Below are 22,680 nucleotides of genomic sequence, written 5' to 3' on the forward strand. Positions count from 1 at the left end.
TTAAATTTCTCTCAACCTTTCGCCGGTCAGAAATTCAGCTATATTAAAAATACTTACCTTTAAATGGAGGGATTTATTATGGCTGTAGGTTATTATGATCTGAGAAGAACAAAAAACAAGCAATATTACTTCAATTTAAAAGCATCGAACGGTGACGTTATCCTCACCAGTGAAATGTACACCACAAAGGCAGCAGCAAATAAAGGGATTCGTTCTGTCCAGGCAAATTCGCTGGCAGAAAAAAACTTCGAAATCAGGGAACACAAGTCTGGCAAGCATTATTTCGTGCTGAAAGCCAGGAACTATCAAGTCATTGGTATCAGCGAATCTTTCGATAATGAAACCATTGCCAAAAAGAGCATTCAGTCTGCGATTAAAAATGGCTCCAGTGAAAATGTCCGGGATCTGACAAAGTCAGAGTGATATTTTTTCATCATAAACTGCACCTTATCAGTTGAAATTAATATTCAACGGATAAGGTGCAACTTCATCGACCAACAGAACTGAGCACTTCAATTCAATAAATTTGTATCCTCAACAAATTAAGCGTTAGAATCCTCTACCTTACCCTCACTTTTTGTAGTGAAAATTGCGCTGAACTCAGACCGAGAATTTTTTAAACATGTTTATTCCAGAATTACTTTCCCCTGCCGGTTCACTGAAAAATATGCGTTATGCTTTTGCCTATGGCGCGGACGCAGTCTATGCCGGTCAACCGCGTTACAGCCTGCGTGTTCGCAATAATGAATTCAATCACGAAAATCTGGCGCTAGGCATTAAAGAAGCACATGAACTTGGCAAACGTTTTTATGTTGTGGTGAATATTGCGCCGCACAATGCCAAACTGAAAACCTTTATCCGTGATCTGAAACCTGTCGTTGAAATGGGACCTGATGCGCTAATTATGTCCGATCCCGGACTAATTATGTTGGTTCGTGAAGCTTTTCCCGAAATGGAAATTCATCTTTCCGTTCAGGCTAACGCCGTTAACTGGGCGACAGTCAAATTCTGGCTACAAATGGGACTGACCAGAGTCATTCTCTCTCGTGAACTTTCTCTGGATGAAATTAACGAGATTCGCCAGCATGTTCCCGATATGGAGCTGGAGGTTTTCGTACATGGTGCACTGTGCATGGCCTATTCCGGTCGCTGCCTGTTGTCCGGTTATATTAATAAACGTGATCCAAATCAAGGAACATGCACTAATGCCTGTCGTTGGGAATATCATGTTCAAGAGGGCAAAGAGGATGATATCGGTAATATTGTGCATATGCATGAACCTATACCGGCAAAAAATATCGAGCCGACACTGGGAGAAGGTGCACCAACAGATAAAGTATTTATGTTTGAAGAAGCGAAACGCCCAGGCGAATATATGTCGGCTTTTGAAGATGAACATGGCACTTATATCATGAACTCCAAAGATTTACGTGCGATTGAACATGTTGAGCGACTAACTAAAATGGGCGTTCACTCTTTGAAAATCGAAGGACGGACAAAATCTTTCTATTACTGCGCCCGCACAGCACAAGTTTATCGCAGAGCCATTGATGATGCTGTCGCAGGAAAACCTTTCGATCCAACCCTGCTGACAACACTGGAAGGGCTTGCACACCGTGGATACACCGAAGGTTTTTTGCGCCGCCATACCCATGATGCCTATCAGAGTTATGAATACGGCCATTCAATATCCGACACCCAACAATTTGTCGGTGAGTTCACGGGAAAACGGGTCAACGGATTAGCTGAAGTTGCAGTTAAGAATAAATTCATGGTTGGAAACAGTCTCGAATTAATGACCCCATCAGGCAATATCCAGTTTACACTGGAAGCAATGCAGGATAAAAAAGGCCAACCAATGGAAGTTGCTCCTGGAGATGGGTATATTGTCTATTTACCAATCCCTAAACAAATTGATATTAATTACGCTTTATTAATACGCAATCTAAATGGTATTAGTTCTCAATATGCTCAAAAGAACCGAAACTCAGACAAATAATCACCAATATACCATCCTGGTGATTATATATTTCTTTTTTTAGAAACAGATCACATCAATACTATTTTATTTATCGTAGTATTGTGGGTGAAAAATAAAAAATTAAAAAAGTTTTACAGTAAGACTAGGAACCACCTCCTTGGCCGGCTCAATCTCCCTTGAGCTGGCCTTTTCTTTTTCTCTTAAATAAAATCAATAAGTTATGTGATCCATTTACATGATTAATTAAATAGATAAACTTAACTATTAAATTAATAAACCTTTATATTAATATGTTTCTTGTACTCTATGCATTAATAGGAAAATATTTCTACTTATTGAAATATCACACTATCTAAAGAAATTTAATTAAAATTTTTCACTGTTCAATAATTCAAGAAACCCATCATATTCAGACCAAACATTATACAACTCAATAGAATTAATCAGGTGAAAATTATGAAAATAGATTATTGCAATTTACTTATTGTTAAAACTATTAGTTCAACATTTACCTGACTATTTTAGTTATCAACACTGAACGAACGGCTTCTGTTTCATATAGCCATAATATTAACAAGGGTAAAATAATAATCATCGACCAAAGGCCGGTAAACGACAATGCAGCACATCCGGTATCTCACAAGAATAAAGTTGATATTCATCTTAACCTCACAAAAAGTGTCAGTTAGCAAATCAAAGGACAACAATAAGCATTTCACCTTACCTATCAAGCACAGCATCTTCCATTAACAGCCTAATCATTTGATAAAACACCATTTACCAAGGAAAAAACGTAACAGGAGAAATGTTTTTTACAAAGGAAAGAAAGTTAAATATCAGCATCTGCAATAAAAAACCATGAGGAATTTTCTATCTGTGAAAAAATCAAATTATATTGATATGTTTTTCAATTAGTTAATTGACTGATGAATATAGTCTGAAACTAAAAATTTAATACAATAATTATTTCAATTTATAATCATTTTTATGATAGGATAAATAACCACATTGATTTCCGCTTACAGGATTATATATATTTTAAAACTGTGATGGCCCAGTTCTTTATTTATTTTATATAATCAGGGAAAATTAATTACCAAAATAAAAACTTAAGAATATTAATACCTAGCCCGATAAAGCTCACTAAAATAACATTAGGATATATTGTGTTTTTGTAAAAATTTCATGCATTCAATGATATTTATTTATGCAAATGCACAATACAATAATATTAATCACAGATTCACTAATTTTAAACTTTTTATCTATAATATCAATTGCATATGTTTTTATAAAACCTACAATAAACACAACAACAGCCAAAAAAATTACACTAGCGCCAGCAACAGATGTAGCTAACATCAAAAAACTGGCGCTAAGGTTTTAATTGATTAATCCCAACATGACTTTTTAGGGGGTTCCCCATATAACCGTCCCAAGAGGGGGTCTTATTTTATGTATATCATCGAGAAATCTCTTTTAATATTCTTAGAATCAAAATTCATCACATTAGTATTTAACGGATGGCATTTCCAATTTGAGTGAGAAAATATGACCATCTGAATTGGAATGGATATTTAAGTATGAGAATCATATCAGTAGAACAGAAATATTTTAAATTCCATTTTCCAAAACCGTTCCTGTAAACAAAACCATTCCATTTAATAAGTAAATAAACTGTTAATTTTATCCACAATGTTAAGGTTCAAGTGCAATTTTTCAGAATAGCGGTCAGTTGCTATTCCTCAGTATCTTTCCCCCAAAATAAACGTTAATGTGGTCAATAAAGATAATCCATTTAAATATATGGAAATTTCAACTTACAAAATTCTATAAGTATAGCAGAAACTTATATAAATTATGAAGATATATAACCCAATACATAAAACCCTTACACATTTCTACCCATATCACTTAAAAGCATGGTAATGTCGCTTTTACATTAAAGAACGCCTTTTCAGGTAATAAATTTAACTTTAAAAGCTTACCTGAAGCGATCCACTACCACTTACCTCCTAATACAACTTGTTATTTTAAAAAGGATAAATGACAATCAATAGTATCTCTTATGAACTGGAGTAAGACATGACTGATATCGCTAAGTTGTTAGGCAAAGATGCAGACAGTTTATTGCAGCATCGTTGTAGCACCATTCCAAGTGAAAATCTTTATCTGCCCGGATCCGATTTTGTTGACCGCGTCATGATCGACAATAACCGGCCAAATACGGTTCTGCGCTCTATGCAAACATTGCTAAATCATGGTCGCCTTGCGGGTACTGGCTATTTGTCTATTTTGCCGGTGGATCAAGGTGTAGAACATTCTGCTGCCGCTTCTTTTGCCGCAAACCCACTCTATTTTGATCCAAAGAATATCGTTGAACTGGCTATTGAAGCAGGCTGTAACTGTGTCGCCTCTACTTATGGCGTGTTATCCGCGGTTTCCCGCCGCTATGCTCATAAGATCCCGTTTCTGGTTAAACTAAACCACAATGAAACATTGAGTTATCCCGCTCAATATGATCAAACTTTATATACCAGCGTTGAACAGGCATTTGAGATGGGTGCGGTAGCCGTTGGTGCAACTATTTACTTTGGCTCTGCTGAATCACGTCGTCAAATTGAAGAAATTTCAGTAGCCTTTGAACGAGCACATGAATTAGGCATGGTCACGGTATTATGGGCCTATCTGCGTAACTCCGCCTTCAAAAAAGAGGGGGTGGATTATCACGCCAGCGCAGATTTAACCGGTCAGGCTAACCATTTAGCAGCCACTATCGGTGCCGATATTGTTAAGCAGAAAATGGCTGAAAATAATGGTGGCTATACTGCAATTGGTTTTGGTCATACAGATAAACGTGTTTACTCCAATTTGACCACCGATCACCCAATCGATCTGGTCCGTTATCAGATAGCTAACTGCTACATGGGTCGTGCCGGCTTGATTAACTCAGGCGGTGCATCCGGTGATAATGATTTGAGTGATTCAGTTCGTACTGCCGTCATTAATAAACGCGCTGGCGGTATGGGGTTGATACTCGGTCGTAAAGCTTTCAAAAAATCCATGAAAGAAGGTGTTGAACTGATTAATGCAGTTCAAGATGTCTATCTGGATCAGCAAGTGACTATCGCTTAATAAGGCTTGTCATCGGTGATAATGAATAAGATCGTGAAGGCATTACACATCCTGAACCATATTGCTCCCATAGCACCGGCATCTTACCCTTCATGACCCATTATCACCGAATCACGCTCCCTCACCACCACTGGTAAAAATGATGTACAGGCCCAATTCCGGTTCCGACATTCAGAGAATCCGCCTGTTCTAGTGCCGCCTGGAGGTATGATTTGGCAACAGGAAGCGTTGTCTGCCAATCTGAATAACGTGGACGTAAAGCCGCTAATGCAGCGGAGAAAGTACACCCTGTACCATGAGTATGACGGGTATTGATTCTGGGAGCAGTGAAACGCCATTCTCCATCCCCCGTAAATAGCCAATCAGGGCTTTCACTGTTGGTAAGGTGTCCGCCTTTAAGTAAAACTGCTTCACATCCCAGTGATAACAATTCCCATCCTTGTTTTTGCATGTCTGCTTCGGTTTCTGCTAAAGAGCATCTCAATATAGCCGCGGCTTCCGGCAAATTCGGCGTCATCAACGAAACCTTCGGTAATAACCGTTCAACAACCGCAGAAACCGCTTCCGGCACCAGCAGCGGATCACCGCTTTTCGCAATCATCACCGTATCCAATACAACATAAGGTACTGAATAACGGCTTATTGCGTCTGCAACTACCGCAACATTGGCCGCATTAGATAACATGCCTATCTTGGCGCTATCGATTCTGATATCTGACAGCACAGACTCAAGCTGTGCAGCAACGAAAATGGGATCTATGTCATAAACAGATTGCACACCATGCGTATTTTGTGCGACAAGAGCTGTCATTACTGTTGTGCCATAAGCACCAAGCGCAGAGAAAGTTTTTAGATCAGCTTGAATACCAGCACCACCGCTAGGATCAGTCCCGGCAATTGTCAGTGAATTAATTCTTACCATAGGTACTCCTTCCTACCAGCAAAAGAAAAGCAGGTATCAGGAAAAAGACACCTTGACTTCCCTACGCTGGCATTATCCAGATCAGGTATTACGGGTTCATCTCAGCTCAGAAAGAGCGCCCCGAGTCAAAACAAAAACACCCTATTAGATGACCAACAGGGTGATATCGGTATGTCATTGTTGCCAATAAAAAACCAATTAAGACAACAAATTTACTTCGTCAATTCAAAATGATTGACAAAAAGAAGTTATGCTGTAGTGACGTTTGCCGCAGAAGGGCCTTTCTGACCATCTTGAATTTCAAACTCAACTTTTTGACCTTCCGCCAAAGTTTTAAAACCTTCGCTCTGAATAGCGCTAAAATGTACAAACACATCTTTGCTGCCATCAGCGGGAGTAATAAAACCAAAACCTTTAGATTCGTTGAACCACTTTACAGTACCAGTGATTTTTGCCATTTTAAGAATTTCCTTTGGATCACTTAATTCTAATTCGCCGTTCGGCGCAACATAAAAACCAGAGCGAGTTGCTGCTATTAACAGAACCGTACCTCGTTTACTCGAACGATTTATCACATATTCTTAATATGATGGCAAGCCATTTTTTATCAGCTATGGAGCTAACGCACATATTTAAAATTCTTAACAACAATTATTGTTTAACATAACCGCAAAAATTTGAAAATCCAAGGTTATCCTAATTAGCTTACGGTTCATCCACTCAACAAAACCCCAAATAACATAAATAATTTTAATTTATTTTGCCTGTCTTATTATTAGAATCTTTATATCTATGGTATGTCTACAGGCGCGAATCATCCCCCCTCTTTGAGTGAAAGAAAGAGTCAATACATTTCCAATATTCGTCAGCCCAAATATACGTATTAAATATACCCATTTAATACGTATAACATCTTAATATTGATTTTTCGTTTAAGTTTTATTGAAAATAGCAAGAGTAGAATTCCCAAATTTAGATGTTTGTCATATTTTTCATGATGCAAAGGATCTTCCCAATTCGTGTCATTGGGAAATTGGAGCAAGAAATAATGAAGTTTGATTTAACCGTAGCCGGTGCCCTATCAGTTACTTTTGTAGTCTCATCCGGGACAGTATTTGCAACAGCGGCTGATACCGCCAGTCAATCATTAACAACCACGATATCCCATGCACCCATCAGTTATGGCAACAGTTCAGACAGTTTATGGGAAAAATTTAGCAATAATGTCGCTCTCACTTGGGATGCACCCAGTAATGAACTTTATCTGCCGGTAATTACCTGGCATAACAGATTTACCTACGATGAAGAAAAAATTGACAAATATAATGAACGGCCCTGGGGTTTCGGTTATGGTAAATACCGTTACGACGAAGACAATGACTGGCATTCTCTCTACGCTATGGCTTTTATGGATTCTCATAACCGTTTGGAACCCATCGTTGGTTATGGGTTTCAGAAAATGTGGATACCCAGTGATTTAGATGGCTTCCGAATGGGTATTGGTTTCACTTTAAGTGTCACAGCCCGTCATGATTATTACTATGTTCCTATTCCACTTCCACTACCACTATTCTCCATAGAATATGATCGGTTATCGTTTCAGGGGACATACATTCCCGGCACATATAATAACGGTAACGTGCTCTTCGCCTGGTTACGCTGGCAATGGTAACCAGATAAAAAACACCAGGCTGTGGGTGACATCAGCCTGGTATCCTTATCGAGATAATCCAGGTATATATTATCCCTGGTTCATGGTTTCCATTTTATTATTGCGGGAATGAGATATGAGAAACCCGAGCCATAAAATACCAATCCAAAATGGCATCAGAATGACTGAAATACGAATACTGTCCATCATCAAAATAATGACAAGTATAAAGACCAGGAAAACCAGACACAGATAATTACTAAACGGGTACCAGAATGCTTTAAATGAAGGTTCTACCCCTTCTTTAACTTTCTTTGCCCGGAATTTTAAATGCGCCATACAGATCATGACCCAGTTAATAACCAGTGTTGTCACCACTAACGCCATCAATAATTCAAATGCTTTACCCGGCATGACATAGTTAATCAATACACCAATTGACGTAGCCAACGCAGATATCACAATTGCTTTAGTAGGAACACCACTCTCATTAACTTTTATCAGCGTTCTGGGTGCATTGCCTTGCTTTGCTAAACCGTACAGCATCCGACTGTTACAATATACACCGCTGTTATAAACGGACAAGGCGGCAGTCAGAACAACAATATTCAGAACATTAGCCACCCAAAAGCTATCCAGGTTATGAAAAATCATGACAAATGGGCTTTCACCTTCAATGACATTGCCCCACGGATAAAGCGACAACAACACGGTCAGAGAACCAATATAGAAAATCAATATCCTGTATACCACCTGATTGGTGGCCTTGGGAATACTGATACGTGGGTTTTCCGCTTCCGCAGCGGTAATACCAACCAGTTCCAACCCACCAAAAGAAAACATAATCACAGCCATTGCCATGATAAGGCTAGAGATCCCATTAGGCATAAAACCGCCATATTGCCAAAGATTAGCAATACTAGCCTGTGGGCCACCATTCCCGCTGACCAACAGGTAAGCGCCAAAAACAATCATGCAGATAATTGCTGTCACTTTAATGATAGCAAACCAGAATTCTGTCTCACCATATGACCGGACATTAATTAAATTTACCGTATTGATTAGGACAAAGAATACCGTAGCAGAAACCCAAGTAGGAATATCAGGCCACCAGTAATGAATATACATCCCTACAGCCGTTAATTCTGCCATTCCAACCAGAGTAAACATCATCCAGTAATTCCAGCCTGATAAAAAACCGGGAAAATCCCCCCAATATTTATAGGCAAAATGACTAAACGACCCCGCTACAGGCTCTTCAACCACCATTTCCCCCAGTTGACGCATAATCAGAAATGCAATAAAGCCTGCGATAGCGTAGCCTAAAATTACAGAGGGACCGGCCATTTTTATGGTTTGTGCAATACCGAGAAATAACCCGGTCCCGACAGCGCCCCCCAAAGCAATAAGCTGAATATGCCGGTTTTTTAAACCGCGTTTAAGTGTTGATCGCTGCGATTGTTCTGCCATCTTTTCCTCTTGCTGCAACTTTTTATTTTATTATTAGTGGGAAAACAACCGCTTCCCATTCACCTGCTTTATTTAAAACAGACATAGCTTTAAAGGGTGGATATTGAAGACATATGTTAGCACAGATACATGATGGGAAAATGGCTGATGAGTATCAGCAACTAATCAGAAAGGCAGATATCGAGTCACAAAACAAATACCTGAATCAAACTTTTCACCCTGATCACAGTAGCTATCCAAAGCTAACAAGTACAAGAACAGACATATTCCAAGTAATACTAAGATTGCAATGGTTTTTTTTATGTCCAATTCTGTTTCCTTCGAGTTCGGTCAGTACGCAAATATGTTAAGAATAAAGTTGGAAAATGATATCTTACAATAGTGCAACAGGAAAAATATTCATCTCACGCTTTCCGTTATGAAAAAATCGTACTGGCTCACAGTCTTATGACAGAAATGTACCAGAACGAATTTAACAGAACAAAAAAATCAATTATCACATTCAGTTATAATTTGAATCACTATGTCAAAGCTTTGTCATCTTTAGAAAAATCAGAAAAAATTGTGTATACTTCCTTTCACTTTCAACCAGAACAAAATTGTTAATGCCACAGGATAATCACTTAGCACTTGTATACGCTCTTAGCAAATGGATTGAGAATCACCTTGGCCGGGTAATTCATCTGGAAGAACTGGCTGCTTACTCTGGCTATTCGCTTTGGCATATGCAGAAAATATTCAAGGAAGTTACCGGAATTTCTCTTGGCAAATATATCCGCCAGCGACGTCTGGCCGGCACTGTTCATCTTTTAAGAAACAGCACTTTGCCTATTTTTGATATCGCCCTGGATTTTGGCTTTGGTTCACAATCTCATTTCACTTATATGTTCCGCAAAGAGTATGGCATAACGCCCTATGATTTCCGGCAGAATCCAGATATTGAGCTGGAGGTTAAACTACCCCTGCATTTCGCTACCAACTGTTCATGACACGGCAACCGGAAAGCACCTTTAAACGGGTAATTACCCAACAAACGCAGCCATACCATAATCAGGTTGCCAGATTTTCAGGAGAGAGATATGTCAATAAAATTGATCGCCATTGATCTTGATGGCACTTTGCTGAACGAGAGTCATCAAATCACGCCCCCAGTCAAACAAGCTGTCCATCGAGCCAGACAACAAGGCGTTCATATTGTTTTGGCTTCTGGCCGGCCTTTTACCGGCATCCAGCGATATTTACAGGAATTAGAGCTGGACAAAACCAACAGTTACTGCATCAGTAATAATGGTAGTGTTGTCCATCAGGCGTATAATGGTGAACATTTGCTGGAAAATTTATTGGATTTTGAAGACTATCTGTTTTTTGAATCTCTCTCCCGTGAAATCGGTGTTCATCTTCACGCTTTAGAATTTAATAAAATATACACCGCTAACCGTGATATCAGCCCATATACCGTCAGAGAAGCTTTTCTCACCGACACACCTCTAACTTATTGTCCTGTCAACGAAATGAACAGTGAGATGTACTTTACTAAATTAATGATGATCGACCACCCTAATATTCTCCGTGATGCCATCAACTTCATTCCTGCCGAAACTTATAAGCACTATACACTGATTCAAAGCAGCCCCTATTTTCTGGAAATTCTCAGCAAAGAAGTGAATAAAGGTACTGCTGTCAAAGCCGTTGCTGATCATCTCGGTATTACCAGAGACAAAATTATGTGTATTGGTGACCATAATAATGACCTGGCAATGATCGAATTCGCCGCTATTGGTGTCGCAATGGGTAATGCCGAACAACGTGTCAAAGATATCGCTCAGTTTATTACTGCAACAAATGAACAAGATGGCGTGGCAATAGCGATAAATAAATTCCTGTAAAGCGATTTATTTTCTATTCAATCCCATCTTATGCTTCTCCCTGATATCTTGACTTCACAGGTACTATTTGGTTCTGGTCGCTAACCAACAGACAATTGATCCGATTGTGACCATTAACACACCTTGCCAAAATGAAAAAGAGAGCGCGGTACTCAGCAGCAAGGATGAAAAAGCGGTTGATATAATCGGCGTGAAATAAGATAACGTAGCCAATAATGCAACATGTCCTCTGATGATTGCAACTGTCCAGGCAGCATTCGCTACACCAATAGCCGCTCCGGCAAACAATAATATGCTGACACTACGAAGAGTTATCACCATTTCAGGGGGAGATGTGAAAAAGTATTGAATCCATAATGCAAAAGCAGTCAGGATAAAAAACAGCGTCATGCCATTTTTACCCGCTGCCATAATTTTTGTAATGTTACAATACACAGCCCAGATAATTGCACCAGCAAAAGCCAGCCCATAGCTTAATGGATTGCTCTGGATATTCTCCACCATCTGCCTGAATGACCAGCCATTATCACCGCTCATCACCCAACCAATCCCCAAAATAGACAGTAATAAACCAGGATAAAGCCACCCATTCACTTTCTGCTTATTAACAATAACCGCCAGTAAGACAGTAAAACCTGGCCATAAATAGTTAACCATACCCAATTCAATTGCCTGAGCACGATTATTGGCAAAACCTAATGAGAGTGATAAACAGATTTCATAACCGACAAATAGCAAACTCCCAAGCCACAAATAGACTCTGGGAAAAGTGCTGATTTTTGGGAAACCTATTAGAAAAACCAGAAAAATTGCGCCAACAGTATAAATAAGAGCCGCGCCACCTACAGGCCCAAAACTTTCACTAACACTTCTTATCAATCCGACAATTGTACTCCACAGCACAATCGCCAGTACTCCGTATATTGTCGCTTTGTGTTGTTCGATCCTTGTTTTCACATCTACCCTCATATTTATTCTTGGTCTAGTTCTTTGTCACACTGAATCAAATAAATCAATACCAGAATGATAGTGATAAAGAAATGGAAAGCGCTGGATACTCCGTTCCATTGTTTAGACATCCACATCCCAAACCATTCACCACCAATTGACATAAATGCCACCTGCCAGGTGAGGAAACCCAAGGTCAGGCCGACTATCGCGATAGCTTTCTTTTTATTGAAGACAGCAGCATTAGATTTTAAATTCGTGAGTAAACGGATACCACCAATCCAACATAACACCGCGGTTAACGTTTCTAAAGAAATAATGGCAATATAACCAATGTGATGTAGTATCGGTGAATGGATTGCACGATAGGTGATGGTCGCATCAGGGAAAATGGTATCCATCATTAATACATGCTGTACAAACACGAAATTAGTGCCATAGTCTGTGATATTGCCAAAAGCGGCCAATGTAGCAAACAGCGCTATTGCAAAGACCATCAAAACCTTAGATAAACGAATAATCATTTGTCGGGTTCTCCAAAGAATGACTAAAACAAAACACCAGAGAGATCATAAAGAACACAAACTATCATATAATTTAACAATCATCACCTTATTCCCACATATTAAATCGTAGAATTACTTTTAAAATATTTTCATCTAATATCTAACTTATGTTTTCCTGTTCATACTATCATTAGATCAGTTATTATCTGCTCTATTCTTATTTACCTGGCTGTTATTTATGGACAATTCTCTAGTTAGCTCAATAAAAAATCATTTCAGACAAAAACTAAGCAGAAGAGATTATATTATCAGCTTTATTACAGCAGCACTCATCCTCGGAATGCTAATTTTCCTCTCTGGTTATCTGGCAGAAAACAATTATGCAGCCTATATGCAATATGGATTATCTGTATGGCTATATATGATCTCTGTTGGTTTATGGGCAATGTGCTCCTTCGCCACTATTTATTATTTAATCATGAAAACCGCTTTCCGATTGAATGATGTGGGGTTATATGGCTGGCCCATATCTATTTTTATCTATCTATGCAGTGTCTTACCAAACTATCTTTCTGACAAAATAATGATCTATTCGCCATTTATCAGTCTGGTTGGGATTATTCTTGCGTTTACTCTTCCGGCAAGAAAAAACCATAATAAAGGCTAATAGTTATTTTATGTTCCCAAAAATTTTATTTCATCTGACTATTACTTAAGATAGTAATAGTCGCTATAAAATAAAATGATGATTATTTATATATATTGCATTATTACTGTCTATTTTACTATTCAACTATGGCTGGATTTCTACAACCCTTTCTGACGACTAGTTTGTTAAAATAATTTAACTATAAGAGAGATGATGAAAGAGATCCAGCATCAAGACAATGGAAACTGGAAATTCTTAATTAATTATTGCCGAAATAATCTGCGATTACAGATTAAAACAAAGTGAAAAAGAATTAGAAAAGTGGACTATGAAAATCTATAGCGTTAATTATCGAAAAACCATGCCACAAAAGTCATCTTGATAAAGCCCCTTTTTATGGCACGATTTTACTGACAGGCGGCAAACTACCCTTTATATTTCTCAACCAAAGCCAGAGCTATTGACTCAGTTTGCGCATCAGGATTACCACTAATGTCATCTGGTCTGAAATGCATCTGGAATGCACTGATTGTTTTAAGGGTATCTTCATCAAGTACACCCGTTTGTGGAATAGTATAACCATACTTAGCTAATGTTTTCTGTATTAACGCAACAGAAGCCATGTCATTCCATTTTCTGCCAGCCATATATTTTTCAACTGTTGCATCATCAGGCCATGCACCGATACCTTGTTCAGCCAAGCTCTTCCAAGGGAAAAGTTTACCTGGATCATATTTTCTCAACGGCGCGATATCGCTGTGACCAATAACATTTACAGGCTCAATGCCATAACGCTGGATAATATCTTTCGCTAAACGCGTTAACAGATCGATCTGCGGCTCATTAAACGGATACCACTCTTTCTCAAGTAACCTTTCCGTAAATCCTTTATTGACAATTTCAATACCAATCGATGTGTCATTTAAATCTTTTCGACCATTCCATCCACTGACACCAGCATGCCATGCTCTCTTACCTTCAGGAACCAATTCCAGAATAACCGGCTTCCCGCTCACATAATTCGGTAATGATGGGATCAAGTAATGAGCACTGACACCGTCCTGAGTCAATATCCGTAAAGAATCCTCATCATTGACAGCAGTATAATGGAACACCAAAAACCTTATTCTGTCATTCTGACTTTTCGAAGGAAAAGCGCTATCAACTTTATACGTGCCTCGATCTTCCAGATGACGCTGGCTAGAACACCCGGCCAATAGCATAAATAAGCCAACCAATATGATCTTCTTCATAATCTCCCTGTCCCACCTATTAATTGAATACAAGATAATAACACAAAGAAATCAAATGAATACAAAATAAATTTTATGTTTTATATGATTTTTTTATAAAATTATCGGCTTCATTCTTGATGATACCCCACAAGAGAAAATGCCTTATTCCCATAACTTAAACAGGAATAAGGCAAAAATAACAGGTAAGACGTAAAAGGTAATCAGTCCGTATATCATTAAATAATATTAACTATACCTTTTGTCTGGTATTTCACTTGTGGTCGGTCGCTTGATACGCTTGGGCGCGACTGGCAGTTTCCTCCCAAATACCAACTTCAACCTTTTGTTGAATCTCAGGATATTGATTGATATCAAATGTCGGTAACTTACCGGCACGTCTCTGCTGGTTATAATCCCTTGCAAGTTTAAACGCGACGCCGGAAAGTAACAAAATAGCGGTTAGATTGGTAATTGCCATCAATGCCATGGACAAATCAGCCATTTTCCAAACTAAAGGCAATTCAGCCAACGCACCAAACATCACCATACCTAATGCCGCCAGACGGAGGATCACCAGGCCCGCAGTATGATTACGTTCAAGAAAGACGATATTGCTTTCAGCGTAAGCATAATTCGCAATGATTGATGTGAAAGCGAAAAAGAAGATAGCTAACGCGATGAACTCAGATCCCCAATCACCGACAGCTGAGGATAATGCCCGCTGAGTCAGCTCAATTCCACTTATTCCTGCAATATTGCCATCAAGCACACCCGATGAAAGGATGATGACAGCGGTAGCACTACAGATAACGAGAGTATCCATAAAGACACCCAACATTTGCACATACCCCTGAGACGCCGGATGAGGAGGATATGGAGATGCGGATGCGGCGGCATTAGGGGCTGACCCCATTCCCGCTTCATTTGAAAACAATCCTCTCTGGACGCCTTGCGTCATCGCCTGCGCAACGCCATAACCAACGGTTCCTGCAACCGCTTCCTGCAAACCGAATGCACTTTTGAAGATCAATGCAAACACTTCCGGCATTCGTTCAAAATTATGCCCGACGACCCAAAATGCCAGGATCAAATAAGCTGCCGCCATAAAAGGGACAACCAGCTCCGCAACTCTGGCAATAGAGCGCAAACCACCAAAAATAATGATCCCGCTAAGGATCACCAGGCCAATACCAACATATAACGGATTAAAATTAAACGCGAAAGCAGCAGCCTGAACAATTGAATTTGCTTGGACAGCATTGAATACCAGACCAAAAGCAATAATAAGGAATATGGAGAACATAATGCCCATCCAGCGTACCCCAAGCCCTTTTTCCATGTAATAGGCCGGGCCACCACGGTAATTCCCCTTATCGTCTTTTGTCTTGTACAGCTGGGCAAGTGTGCTCTCAATAAAAGAGGTCGCCATCCCAATCAGGGCAACAACCCACATCCAAAAAATGGCGCCTGGCCCACCCGCCGTTAAGGCGATTGCTACACCGGTAAGATTACCCGTACCTACCCGTGCCGCTAAACTGGTACACAACGCTTGGAATGATGAAATACCTGCACTGTCAGATTTTTTACTGTTTTTCAGTACTGAAAACATATGCCCAAAGTGGCGAATCTGTATAAAACCTGTACATATAGTGAAGTAAACACCGGCCCCAAGAAGAAGATAAATCAATACGGAGCCCCAAAGGATGTTGTTAAAAAAGTTAATTAGTTCCGTCAAGATGTTTTTCCCCTTAAATTAGCAAACCTAGTCTGACCATAAAATCGTATCCGGCAGAATTCATTGCGCTTAATATGCCTTTATAATTAACAACTAACGCAATGCCGTTTAAAAAAACACAGAGATACTGGTCAGAAAAACGCTATGAATGTAACACAAGTTTGAAATTAATGTGTAATGTTTACTGACCTTTTTACATTATCCATAAGATTAAATGAATGTTTGATGTACTGTTCCAGGCCGATAGTTAATAGATCATGTCATTCAATCAACTATTGCCCGCCAGTAACTTCATACACGCCATTATCTATACTTCCCATCCGTGAATCGCTTGTTAATTAAATCAACAAACAATTAATATCAAGAAAAAAGACTAAAAAATAAGATATTGTGGTTAATTTTGTGAGCAGATTATCAGCTTTAAGAAAAAAATCGTAATTAATTTAAAAAAATTTCGTATAGTGACGTTCATCATATAAATATTAAAAAGATAAATCGCCACCTCCTATTAAATAGCAATGAAATATCAATGCCTTATGCTAATGCCTAGAATATCACCCAATGAATAACATAACATTCAAAAAACTAATAATAAGGTAAACCTATAACTGCCCTACAACTACAGGCCTAACAAATCAAAAAAATAAATGATATTTTTCTTTTGATTATTTGTGTTAAGGTATTATTAACATTAAAAGTTTTTAACGAATACTCTATACTTCTTTATATAGTCACAATCAACACATTTCCGCTTATTTTTTGACTATCTGAATATATATCCAATCTCTGTTAATACTGTATTTTCTATAAAATTACTGCTCAATATTCCCACAGATAAATTAAAGTTAAATTACAATAGAACTGATATAGCAAGATCTTTTTTTCATAAAATAACCGACCCCACTCTCTGATCGTCTGTGGGAAACAAATAACGATTATCTGGTAGCTTTCCAGTGCATAAATACAAATTCGATTATCTGTCAATGATTGGTTAAATCACCGACAAAAAGCTCAATTCAGCAATTCATTAATATAACCAGAAAAAAATAGCCTAAGCGACTGCTTTCCATACTATCGAACAAGTTTTCCAATTTAGAGGGTTTACAGTATTTTTTGCTAAAATCTTGCCCAATATTTATTTTAACAATTTATTTACTTTTAAGCATCAAAATTCTCCAAAACCAATATTCTCACGATCATTTACAGCCCCATTAATCTGTAAAAACAAGGTACTTAACCCAACTATACATAGTCACAACCAATACTTACTTTACATTAACATAACATTACACATTAATTTCAATAAAATATTATTTCAATATGAAATCAATTTCGTAAAAAATATGAAAAAACTTCTCTTATATGCAACATAAAACTGGATCTTTTATTATCTACTGCTAATATTTTCATTTGTTATCTTTTACAAAAAAAACATGTTTATGAAGTTAATATTGCAAAAATATCTCACTTTTATTCTCAATACATAATTTAAACAATATACGTTGAGGTTATGAATGACGTTAAGAAGAAAAAGGAAGAATCCTACTGATAACAATTTACCTATAAGAGTCTATCGTGGGAGATCTAAATATGAATACCACCCTCCATCAGGGGGTTCAATATCCATTTGTTGCTTAAGTTCACCGTTATCTGTCGTTTGGGAGGAATATGAAAAAATCCTTAATAAGGAAAATAATAACTAAATCATAACAATTCAAATATTATACAGTAAGTACTATATTTACAGTTATAAAAACAGCGGGAGAACAAACTCCCGTTAGCGGTTTTTACTTAGTCACATCTATCATAAAGATTTTTACAAGCTATTAAATTAACTATCCAGTTTTAACTTCTATATTTATATCGGTCATTAGCTTCTATCCGGCCCATATGACGTGTTACAGATGCAGCTACAGTACTATTCCGATATAAACGGGTAAGGCACCGTAGCAGAAGAGAATGAAGAAGAGAAAATAGTAACGTCCCAAAAAACAACTGTAACGTGTAAAATTTTGCACGTTACTGGATAAGAGCAACCGCCTTAAAAATATATTCTTTAAAAAGAAACGCCAGCGTCGCAGCAACAATAGACCATTGAAGACGATCAAATTTACCTTCAAGTTTGCTAAGACGTACATCCACAGACTCGAATCGTTGGTTAACGCCTTTACTCATAGATTCGAATCGTTGGTTAGATTCTTTATCCATAGTTTCAAATCGTTGGTTAGACTCTTTACTCATAGCTGCAAATCGTTGATCAAGGGCTTTATCCGTAGCTTCAAATCGTTGGTTAGACTCTTTACTCATGGCTTCAAATCGTTGATCAAGGGCTTTACCCATAATTTCAAATCGTTGATCAAGGGCTTTATCCGTAGCTTCAAATCGTTGGTTAAGGGCTTTATCCATAGATTCAAACCGTTGGTTAATATCGGATTTAAGTGACGTGAAGCTAGCCTCATTCTCACGGCGCAGATTATCAACACTTTCCTGAGTTGCAAGATGTTGCATATTCTGCCCGCGATGCAAGAGAGCATTTAACACATCACTCGTACTAAACTCTATTTTTTTATCATCTGAGTCACTCATCTTTCCCTCTCAATATCAGACAGAACAAATATTAACCTTAGTATACACTCTGGCATATGTAACTTGCAAAATTTTGCATTCAACAAAAACAACAAAATATCGCACTTGGGTACTTGAATCTTTCTAATATAATCATTAAGACATAAACATATAAAAACGATAGGTAACTACATGATGGCAAGGGAAAATTGATAAACCATAGCAATATAAATAAATACGTTTTTTATGGCTATTTTATGAAAATTTTACAGCAAAAGTTTCAAGAAATGAGAAAACTCCACGGAAATATCAGCTACCGTGAAGTTTGCAGAAAATGACGGATTACATATGCTGAATAATAGCGTCACCAAATTCACTGCATTTCAGCAGCTTGGCGCCTTCCATCAGACGCTCGAAATCATAAGTGACGGTCTTCGCAGCAATTGCGCCTTCCATGCCTTTAATGATGAGATCAGCGGCTTCCGTCCACCCCATATGGCGCAACATCATCTCAGCGGAAAGAATAACTGAACCAGGGTTCACCTTATCCTGACCCGCATATTTAGGTGCTGTACCATGAGTTGCTTCAAACAGAGCACATTCATCACCGATGTTTGCTCCCGGAGCGATACCGATACCACCAACCTGAGCAGCCAATGCATCAGAAATATAGTCGCCATTCAGGTTCATACAGGCGATAACATCATATTCAGCAGGGCGCAACAGAATCTGTTGCAGGAAAGCATCAGCAATCACATCTTTGACAATGATCTCTTTGCCGTTTTTCGGGCTCTTAATTTTCACCCAAGGACCACCATCCAGCAGTTCACCGCCAAACTCTTCACGAGCAAGCTGGTAGCCCCAGTCTTTAAAAGCACCTTCGGTGAACTTCATAATGTTGCCTTTGTGAACCAGAGTGACAGATTCACGGTCATTATCAATCGCATATTCGATAGCAGCACGAACCAAGCGTTTAGTGCCTTCCTCAGAACAGGGTTTCACTCCGATACCACACTGCTGTGGGAAACGGATTTTATTCACGCCCATTTCGTCTTGCAGGAATTTGATCACTTTATCCGCTTCCGCAGAACCCGCTTTCCATTCGATACCTGCATAAATATCTTCTGCGTTTTCACGGAAGATGACCATATCGGTCAGTTCAGGTTGTTTAACCGGGCTTGGCGTTCCCTGGTAGTAACGAACAGGGCGAAGACAGACATACAGATCCAATTGCTGACGCAATGCCACGTTCAGAGAACGGATACCACCACCAACCGGCGTCGTCAGAGGGCCTTTGATGGCGACGCGGTATTCACGGATCAGATCCAGAGTTTCATCCGGCAACCAAACATCTTTACCGTATACATGAGTAGATTTTTCACCGGTGTAGATTTCCATCCAGGAAATTTTACGCTCACCCTTATAGGCTTTCTGAACCGCTGCATCGACAACTTTCAACATTGCAGGGGTAACATCGACACCAATCCCATCTCCTTCGATATAAGGGATGACCGGGTTATTCGGAACAACCAGTTTACCTTTAGCGTCGACTGTTATTTTTTTACCTTCCGCCGGAATAACTACTTTGCTTTCCATTAACCTCTCCTTTCAAGTAAGCGTAATACCTTGTTAATTTTTTGTAAGGGACGTGTCAATACTACTTGAATATTCTGCAAACGCCAATCAATAGCAGACTCATGTATAATACCCACCCTATTTCGCTTAGTGATCATATGATGACAAATCTCTCTGTTAAAAAACGTAAAGTTAACCGATTCAGCCAAAGAAAAATATCACATTCTGTCAAAAAACCAGCAGGACCTCGCCGGGTATTGATCTTTAACAAACCTTACGATGTCTTGCCCCAGTTCACTGATGAAATGGGCAGAACAACGCTGAAGAATTTTATCCCATTCCCTGATGTGTATGCCGCCGGACGTTTGGACCGTGACAGTGAAGGATTATTGATTTTGACTAATGACGGTAAACTTCAGGCACATCTGACTCAACCGGATAAAAAAACTGCCAAGGTTTATTATGTCCAGGTTGAAGGGGTTCCAGATGACGCTTCGCTCGACAAACTGCGTGGCGGCATTATCTTAAAGGATGGCCCTACCCTGCCCGCCGGTGCCGAGTTAGTTCATGAACCAACATGGCTCTGGAGTCGTCATCCACCGATTCGTGAACGTAAAAGCATTCCGGTGAGCTGGTTAAAAATAACACTTTATGAAGGCCGAAACCGCCAAGTGCGCAGAATGACAGCACATATTGGTTTTCCTACACTTCGGTTGATTCGTTTTAGTATAGGAAACTGGCAATTAGACAATATGAAACCCGGCGAATGGAAGGAGATCAATTTTGTTTAACCCCCACATTACCGTTGCCTGTGTTGTCCATGCCCAGAATAAATTCCTGGTGGTTGAAGAGACAATTAATGGCAAAACATTATGGAATCAACCCGCGGGTCATCTTGAAGCAGATGAAACGTTATTACAGGCAGCAGAGCGTGAATTATGGGAAGAAACCGGTATCCGGGCTAAACCACAAGCGCTGCTGAAAATTTATCAGTGGGTTGCACCAGACGGCACACCATTTATCCGTTTTCTGTTCCTGGTCGAAATGGAACAGCAAGCAACACCTCATCCACAGGACAGTGATATTGACTGCTGCCACTGGGTTAGCGCAGAACAAATATTAAAGAGTGCTTGTCTGCGTTCACCACTTGTCGCAGAAAGTATCCGCTGTTACCTGCAAAATGAGAAACATCCTCTCACCCTACTGGATAACTATGTCTCTCCGTTTAATTAATAGCAAAACAGTGATGAGTTTAATGCACCCCCGTTTACAACGTGTTAAAGTACGGCGCTTGTTTTTTTCTCCAGTGAGATTCCCATGTCAGATAACAGCCAAAAAAAAGTCATTGTCGGCATGTCCGGCGGTGTAGATTCCTCCGTTTCCGCCTACCTGCTGCAACAGCAAGGTTATCAAGTGGCTGGCTTGTTCATGAAGAATTGGGAAGAGGACGATGATGAAGAGTACTGTTCAGCCGCGACTGATCTGGCCGATGCTCAATCCGTTTGCGATAAACTGGGTATTGAACTTCATACCGTCAATTTTGCTGCCGAATATTGGGATAATGTTTTCGAGCATTTCCTTTTTGAGTATCAAGCTGGCAGAACCCCTAACCCAGATATTCTATGCAACAAAGAAATTAAATTTAAAGCATTTCTGGAATTCGCCGCTGAAGATTTAGGTGCGGATTACATCGCTACAGGTCATTATGTCCGCCGCAAGGATATTAACGGTAAGAGCCAATTATTGCGAGGGCTCGATAACAATAAAGACCAAAGCTACTTTTTATATACCCTGAGCCACCAGCAAATCGCGCAAAGCTTATTTCCTGTCGGTGAATTGGAAAAACCAGAAGTTCGTCGTATCGCTGAAAAAATCGGTTTGGTGACGGCAAAGAAAAAAGATTCCACGGGTATCTGTTTTATCGGTGAGCGCAAATTCCGTGATTTCCTTGGCCGTTATTTGCCCGCCAAACCGGGGCCGATTATGACTGTGGATGGAGAAACCCTTGGCGAACATCAGGGCCTGATGTACCACACACTGGGTCAACGTAAAGGTCTGGGGATCGGCGGAACTAAAGAAGGCAGTGAAGAGCCGTGGTATGTCATAGACAAAGATGTTCAAAATAACATTCTTATCGTGGCTCAGGGACACGAACACCCCCGTATGATGTCTGCCGGCCTTATTGCTCAACAGCTTCATTGGGTTGACAGACAACCATTGACTGAAGAAATCCACTGCGTGGTCAAAACACGTTATCGCCAGCAGGATATTCCTTGTACTGTCACACCAATAAACGAAGACAAAATAGAAGTACGTTTTGCTAACCCTGTCGCCGCAGTCACCCCCGGCCAGTCAGCCGTCTTTTATCAGGGTGAAATTTGTCTTGGCGGTGGCGTGATTGAACAACGTTTGCAGGAGTAAT

The 22,680-nt window shown here is 39.4% G+C and carries 20 protein-coding genes and 1 riboswitch; of the genes, 10 read left to right on the forward strand and 10 right to left on the reverse strand.

The features are described from left to right. The first annotated feature begins 78 nt into the window (after positions 1–78). From C5470_RS06125 to fbaB, 3 genes are all read left to right on the forward strand, one after another. On the forward strand, positions 79–423 hold the full coding sequence (locus C5470_RS06125) for a YegP family protein (protein ID WP_166286824.1): 345 nt from the start codon (positions 79–81) through the stop codon (positions 421–423). A 199-nt stretch (positions 424–622) separates the two neighbouring features. Next, positions 623–1,999, forward strand: coding sequence for a prephenate-dependent tRNA uridine(34) hydroxylase TrhP (trhP, locus tag C5470_RS06130; RefSeq protein WP_166286826.1), 1,377 nt, complete (start codon positions 623–625; stop codon positions 1,997–1,999). Positions 2,000–4,066: 2,067 nt separating this feature from the next. Next, positions 4,067–5,116: a class I fructose-bisphosphate aldolase gene (gene fbaB, locus C5470_RS06135; RefSeq protein ID WP_166286828.1), complete on the forward strand. Its 1,050-nt coding sequence runs from the start codon at positions 4,067–4,069 to the stop codon at positions 5,114–5,116. 121 nt (positions 5,117–5,237) lie between these two features. Here the strand turns inward: fbaB and thiD are convergent, their stop codons facing one another. Together thiD and cspE are read right to left on the reverse strand one after the other, a co-directional pair. Further along, positions 5,238–6,038 carry a bifunctional hydroxymethylpyrimidine kinase/phosphomethylpyrimidine kinase gene (gene thiD / locus C5470_RS06140; protein ID WP_166286830.1) on the reverse strand — a complete coding sequence of 267 codons (801 nt, stop codon included), beginning with the start codon at positions 6,036–6,038 and terminating at the stop codon, positions 5,238–5,240. Between the two features lie 41 nt (positions 6,039–6,079). Continuing rightward, positions 6,080–6,171: riboswitch (TPP riboswitch) on the reverse strand. Between the two features lie 115 nt (positions 6,172–6,286). After that, positions 6,287–6,496 (reverse strand): transcription antiterminator/RNA stability regulator CspE, encoded by a 210-nt coding sequence (cspE, locus tag C5470_RS06145; protein WP_036781809.1) that lies wholly within the window; start codon positions 6,494–6,496, stop codon positions 6,287–6,289. 590 nt (positions 6,497–7,086) lie between these two features. Here cspE and pagP point away from each other — a divergent pair. Beyond that, positions 7,087–7,710, forward strand: coding sequence for a lipid IV(A) palmitoyltransferase PagP (pagP, locus tag C5470_RS06150; RefSeq protein WP_166286832.1), 624 nt, complete (start codon positions 7,087–7,089; stop codon positions 7,708–7,710). A gap of 69 nt (positions 7,711–7,779) precedes the next feature. Here the strand turns inward: pagP and C5470_RS06155 are convergent, their stop codons facing one another. Next, complete coding sequence (locus C5470_RS06155; RefSeq protein ID WP_166286834.1) at positions 7,780–9,159, reverse strand: amino acid permease; 1,380 nt, start codon at positions 9,157–9,159, stop codon at positions 7,780–7,782. A gap of 165 nt (positions 9,160–9,324) precedes the next feature. After that, on the reverse strand, positions 9,325–9,468 hold the full coding sequence (mgrB, locus tag C5470_RS06160) for a PhoP/PhoQ regulatory lipoprotein MgrB (protein WP_036849285.1): 144 nt from the start codon (positions 9,466–9,468) through the stop codon (positions 9,325–9,327). Positions 9,469–9,764: 296 nt separating this feature from the next. On the opposite strand from mgrB, the gene C5470_RS06165 reads away from it, so the two are divergent. Then, entirely contained in the window at positions 9,765–10,148 is a 384-nt protein-coding gene (locus tag C5470_RS06165; RefSeq protein ID WP_166286836.1) for a helix-turn-helix domain-containing protein, read from the forward strand. 90 nt (positions 10,149–10,238) lie between these two features. Further along, complete coding sequence (yidA, locus tag C5470_RS06170) at positions 10,239–11,045, forward strand: sugar-phosphatase (protein WP_166286838.1); 807 nt, start codon at positions 10,239–10,241, stop codon at positions 11,043–11,045. 63 nt (positions 11,046–11,108) lie between these two features. On the opposite strand, the gene yddG is transcribed toward yidA, so the two are convergent. Then, on the reverse strand, positions 11,109–12,002 hold the full coding sequence (gene yddG / locus C5470_RS06175; protein ID WP_422631053.1) for an aromatic amino acid DMT transporter YddG: 894 nt from the start codon (positions 12,000–12,002) through the stop codon (positions 11,109–11,111). Between the two features lie 14 nt (positions 12,003–12,016). Further along, positions 12,017–12,517: a DUF2165 family protein gene (locus C5470_RS06180; RefSeq protein WP_166286842.1), complete on the reverse strand. Its 501-nt coding sequence runs from the start codon at positions 12,515–12,517 to the stop codon at positions 12,017–12,019. Positions 12,518–12,737: 220 nt separating this feature from the next. Between C5470_RS06180 and C5470_RS06185 the strand changes: the two genes are divergently transcribed. Further along, positions 12,738–13,166 carry a DUF805 domain-containing protein gene (locus C5470_RS06185; RefSeq protein ID WP_166286844.1) on the forward strand — a complete coding sequence of 143 codons (429 nt, stop codon included), beginning with the start codon at positions 12,738–12,740 and terminating at the stop codon, positions 13,164–13,166. 407 nt (positions 13,167–13,573) lie between these two features. Here C5470_RS06185 and C5470_RS06190 read toward each other — a convergent pair whose 3' ends face one another. The 4 genes from C5470_RS06190 to icd all read right to left on the reverse strand — a co-directional run bounded on the left by C5470_RS06190 (position 13,574) and on the right by icd (position 20,279). Further along, positions 13,574–14,401, reverse strand: a complete 828-nt coding sequence (locus C5470_RS06190; protein WP_166286846.1) for an N-acetylmuramoyl-L-alanine amidase — start codon at positions 14,399–14,401, stop codon at positions 13,574–13,576. A 253-nt stretch (positions 14,402–14,654) separates the two neighbouring features. Beyond that, positions 14,655–16,118: an alanine/glycine:cation symporter family protein gene (locus C5470_RS06195; RefSeq protein ID WP_166286848.1), complete on the reverse strand. Its 1,464-nt coding sequence runs from the start codon at positions 16,116–16,118 to the stop codon at positions 14,655–14,657. A gap of 2,019 nt (positions 16,119–18,137) precedes the next feature. Then, complete coding sequence (locus tag C5470_RS06200; protein WP_166286850.1) at positions 18,138–18,704, reverse strand: hypothetical protein; 567 nt, start codon at positions 18,702–18,704, stop codon at positions 18,138–18,140. Between the two features lie 321 nt (positions 18,705–19,025). Then, on the reverse strand, positions 19,026–20,279 hold the full coding sequence (icd, locus tag C5470_RS06205; RefSeq protein ID WP_021325636.1) for an NADP-dependent isocitrate dehydrogenase: 1,254 nt from the start codon (positions 20,277–20,279) through the stop codon (positions 19,026–19,028). Positions 20,280–20,419: 140 nt separating this feature from the next. Between icd and rluE the strand changes: the two genes are divergently transcribed. The 3 genes from rluE (at position 20,420) to mnmA (ending at position 22,679) form a co-directional block, all read left to right on the forward strand. Continuing rightward, on the forward strand, positions 20,420–21,049 hold the full coding sequence (gene rluE / locus C5470_RS06210) for a 23S rRNA pseudouridine(2457) synthase RluE (RefSeq protein WP_166286979.1): 630 nt from the start codon (positions 20,420–20,422) through the stop codon (positions 21,047–21,049). Further along, on the forward strand, positions 21,042–21,491 hold the full coding sequence (locus C5470_RS06215; protein WP_166286852.1) for an NUDIX hydrolase: 450 nt from the start codon (positions 21,042–21,044) through the stop codon (positions 21,489–21,491). The genes rluE and C5470_RS06215 overlap by 8 nt, the downstream gene beginning before the upstream one ends. Positions 21,492–21,575: 84 nt before the next feature. Continuing rightward, positions 21,576–22,679, forward strand: a complete 1,104-nt coding sequence (mnmA, locus tag C5470_RS06220; RefSeq protein WP_166286854.1) for a tRNA 2-thiouridine(34) synthase MnmA — start codon at positions 21,576–21,578, stop codon at positions 22,677–22,679. Position 22,680 lies beyond the last annotated feature (1 nt).

Source organism: Photorhabdus stackebrandtii (assembly GCF_011189495.1).
In the GTDB taxonomy this organism is placed as follows: Bacteria; Pseudomonadota; Gammaproteobacteria; order Enterobacterales; family Enterobacteriaceae; genus Photorhabdus; species Photorhabdus khanii.

Coding starts and splice junctions, on each gene's coding strand:
- C5470_RS06125 (WP_166286824.1), top strand. CDS start 79: ATGGCTGTAGGTTATTATGATCTGAGAAGAACAAAAAACAAGCAATAT.
- trhP (WP_166286826.1), top strand. CDS start 623: ATGTTTATTCCAGAATTACTTTCCCCTGCCGGTTCACTGAAAAATATG.
- fbaB (WP_166286828.1), top strand. CDS start 4,067: ATGACTGATATCGCTAAGTTGTTAGGCAAAGATGCAGACAGTTTATTG.
- thiD (WP_166286830.1), bottom strand. CDS start 6,038: ATGGTAAGAATTAATTCACTGACAATTGCCGGGACTGATCCTAGCGGT.
- cspE (WP_036781809.1), bottom strand. CDS start 6,496: ATGGCAAAAATCACTGGTACTGTAAAGTGGTTCAACGAATCTAAAGGT.
- pagP (WP_166286832.1), top strand. CDS start 7,087: ATGAAGTTTGATTTAACCGTAGCCGGTGCCCTATCAGTTACTTTTGTA.
- C5470_RS06155 (WP_166286834.1), bottom strand. CDS start 9,159: ATGGCAGAACAATCGCAGCGATCAACACTTAAACGCGGTTTAAAAAAC.
- C5470_RS06165 (WP_166286836.1), top strand. CDS start 9,765: ATGCCACAGGATAATCACTTAGCACTTGTATACGCTCTTAGCAAATGG.
- yidA (WP_166286838.1), top strand. CDS start 10,239: ATGTCAATAAAATTGATCGCCATTGATCTTGATGGCACTTTGCTGAAC.
- C5470_RS06180 (WP_166286842.1), bottom strand. CDS start 12,517: ATGATTATTCGTTTATCTAAGGTTTTGATGGTCTTTGCAATAGCGCTG.
- C5470_RS06185 (WP_166286844.1), top strand. CDS start 12,738: ATGGACAATTCTCTAGTTAGCTCAATAAAAAATCATTTCAGACAAAAA.
- C5470_RS06190 (WP_166286846.1), bottom strand. CDS start 14,401: ATGAAGAAGATCATATTGGTTGGCTTATTTATGCTATTGGCCGGGTGT.
- C5470_RS06200 (WP_166286850.1), bottom strand. CDS start 18,704: ATGAGTGACTCAGATGATAAAAAAATAGAGTTTAGTACGAGTGATGTG.
- icd (WP_021325636.1), bottom strand. CDS start 20,279: ATGGAAAGCAAAGTAGTTATTCCGGCGGAAGGTAAAAAAATAACAGTC.
- rluE (WP_166286979.1), top strand. CDS start 20,420: ATGACAAATCTCTCTGTTAAAAAACGTAAAGTTAACCGATTCAGCCAA.
- mnmA (WP_166286854.1), top strand. CDS start 21,576: ATGTCAGATAACAGCCAAAAAAAAGTCATTGTCGGCATGTCCGGCGGT.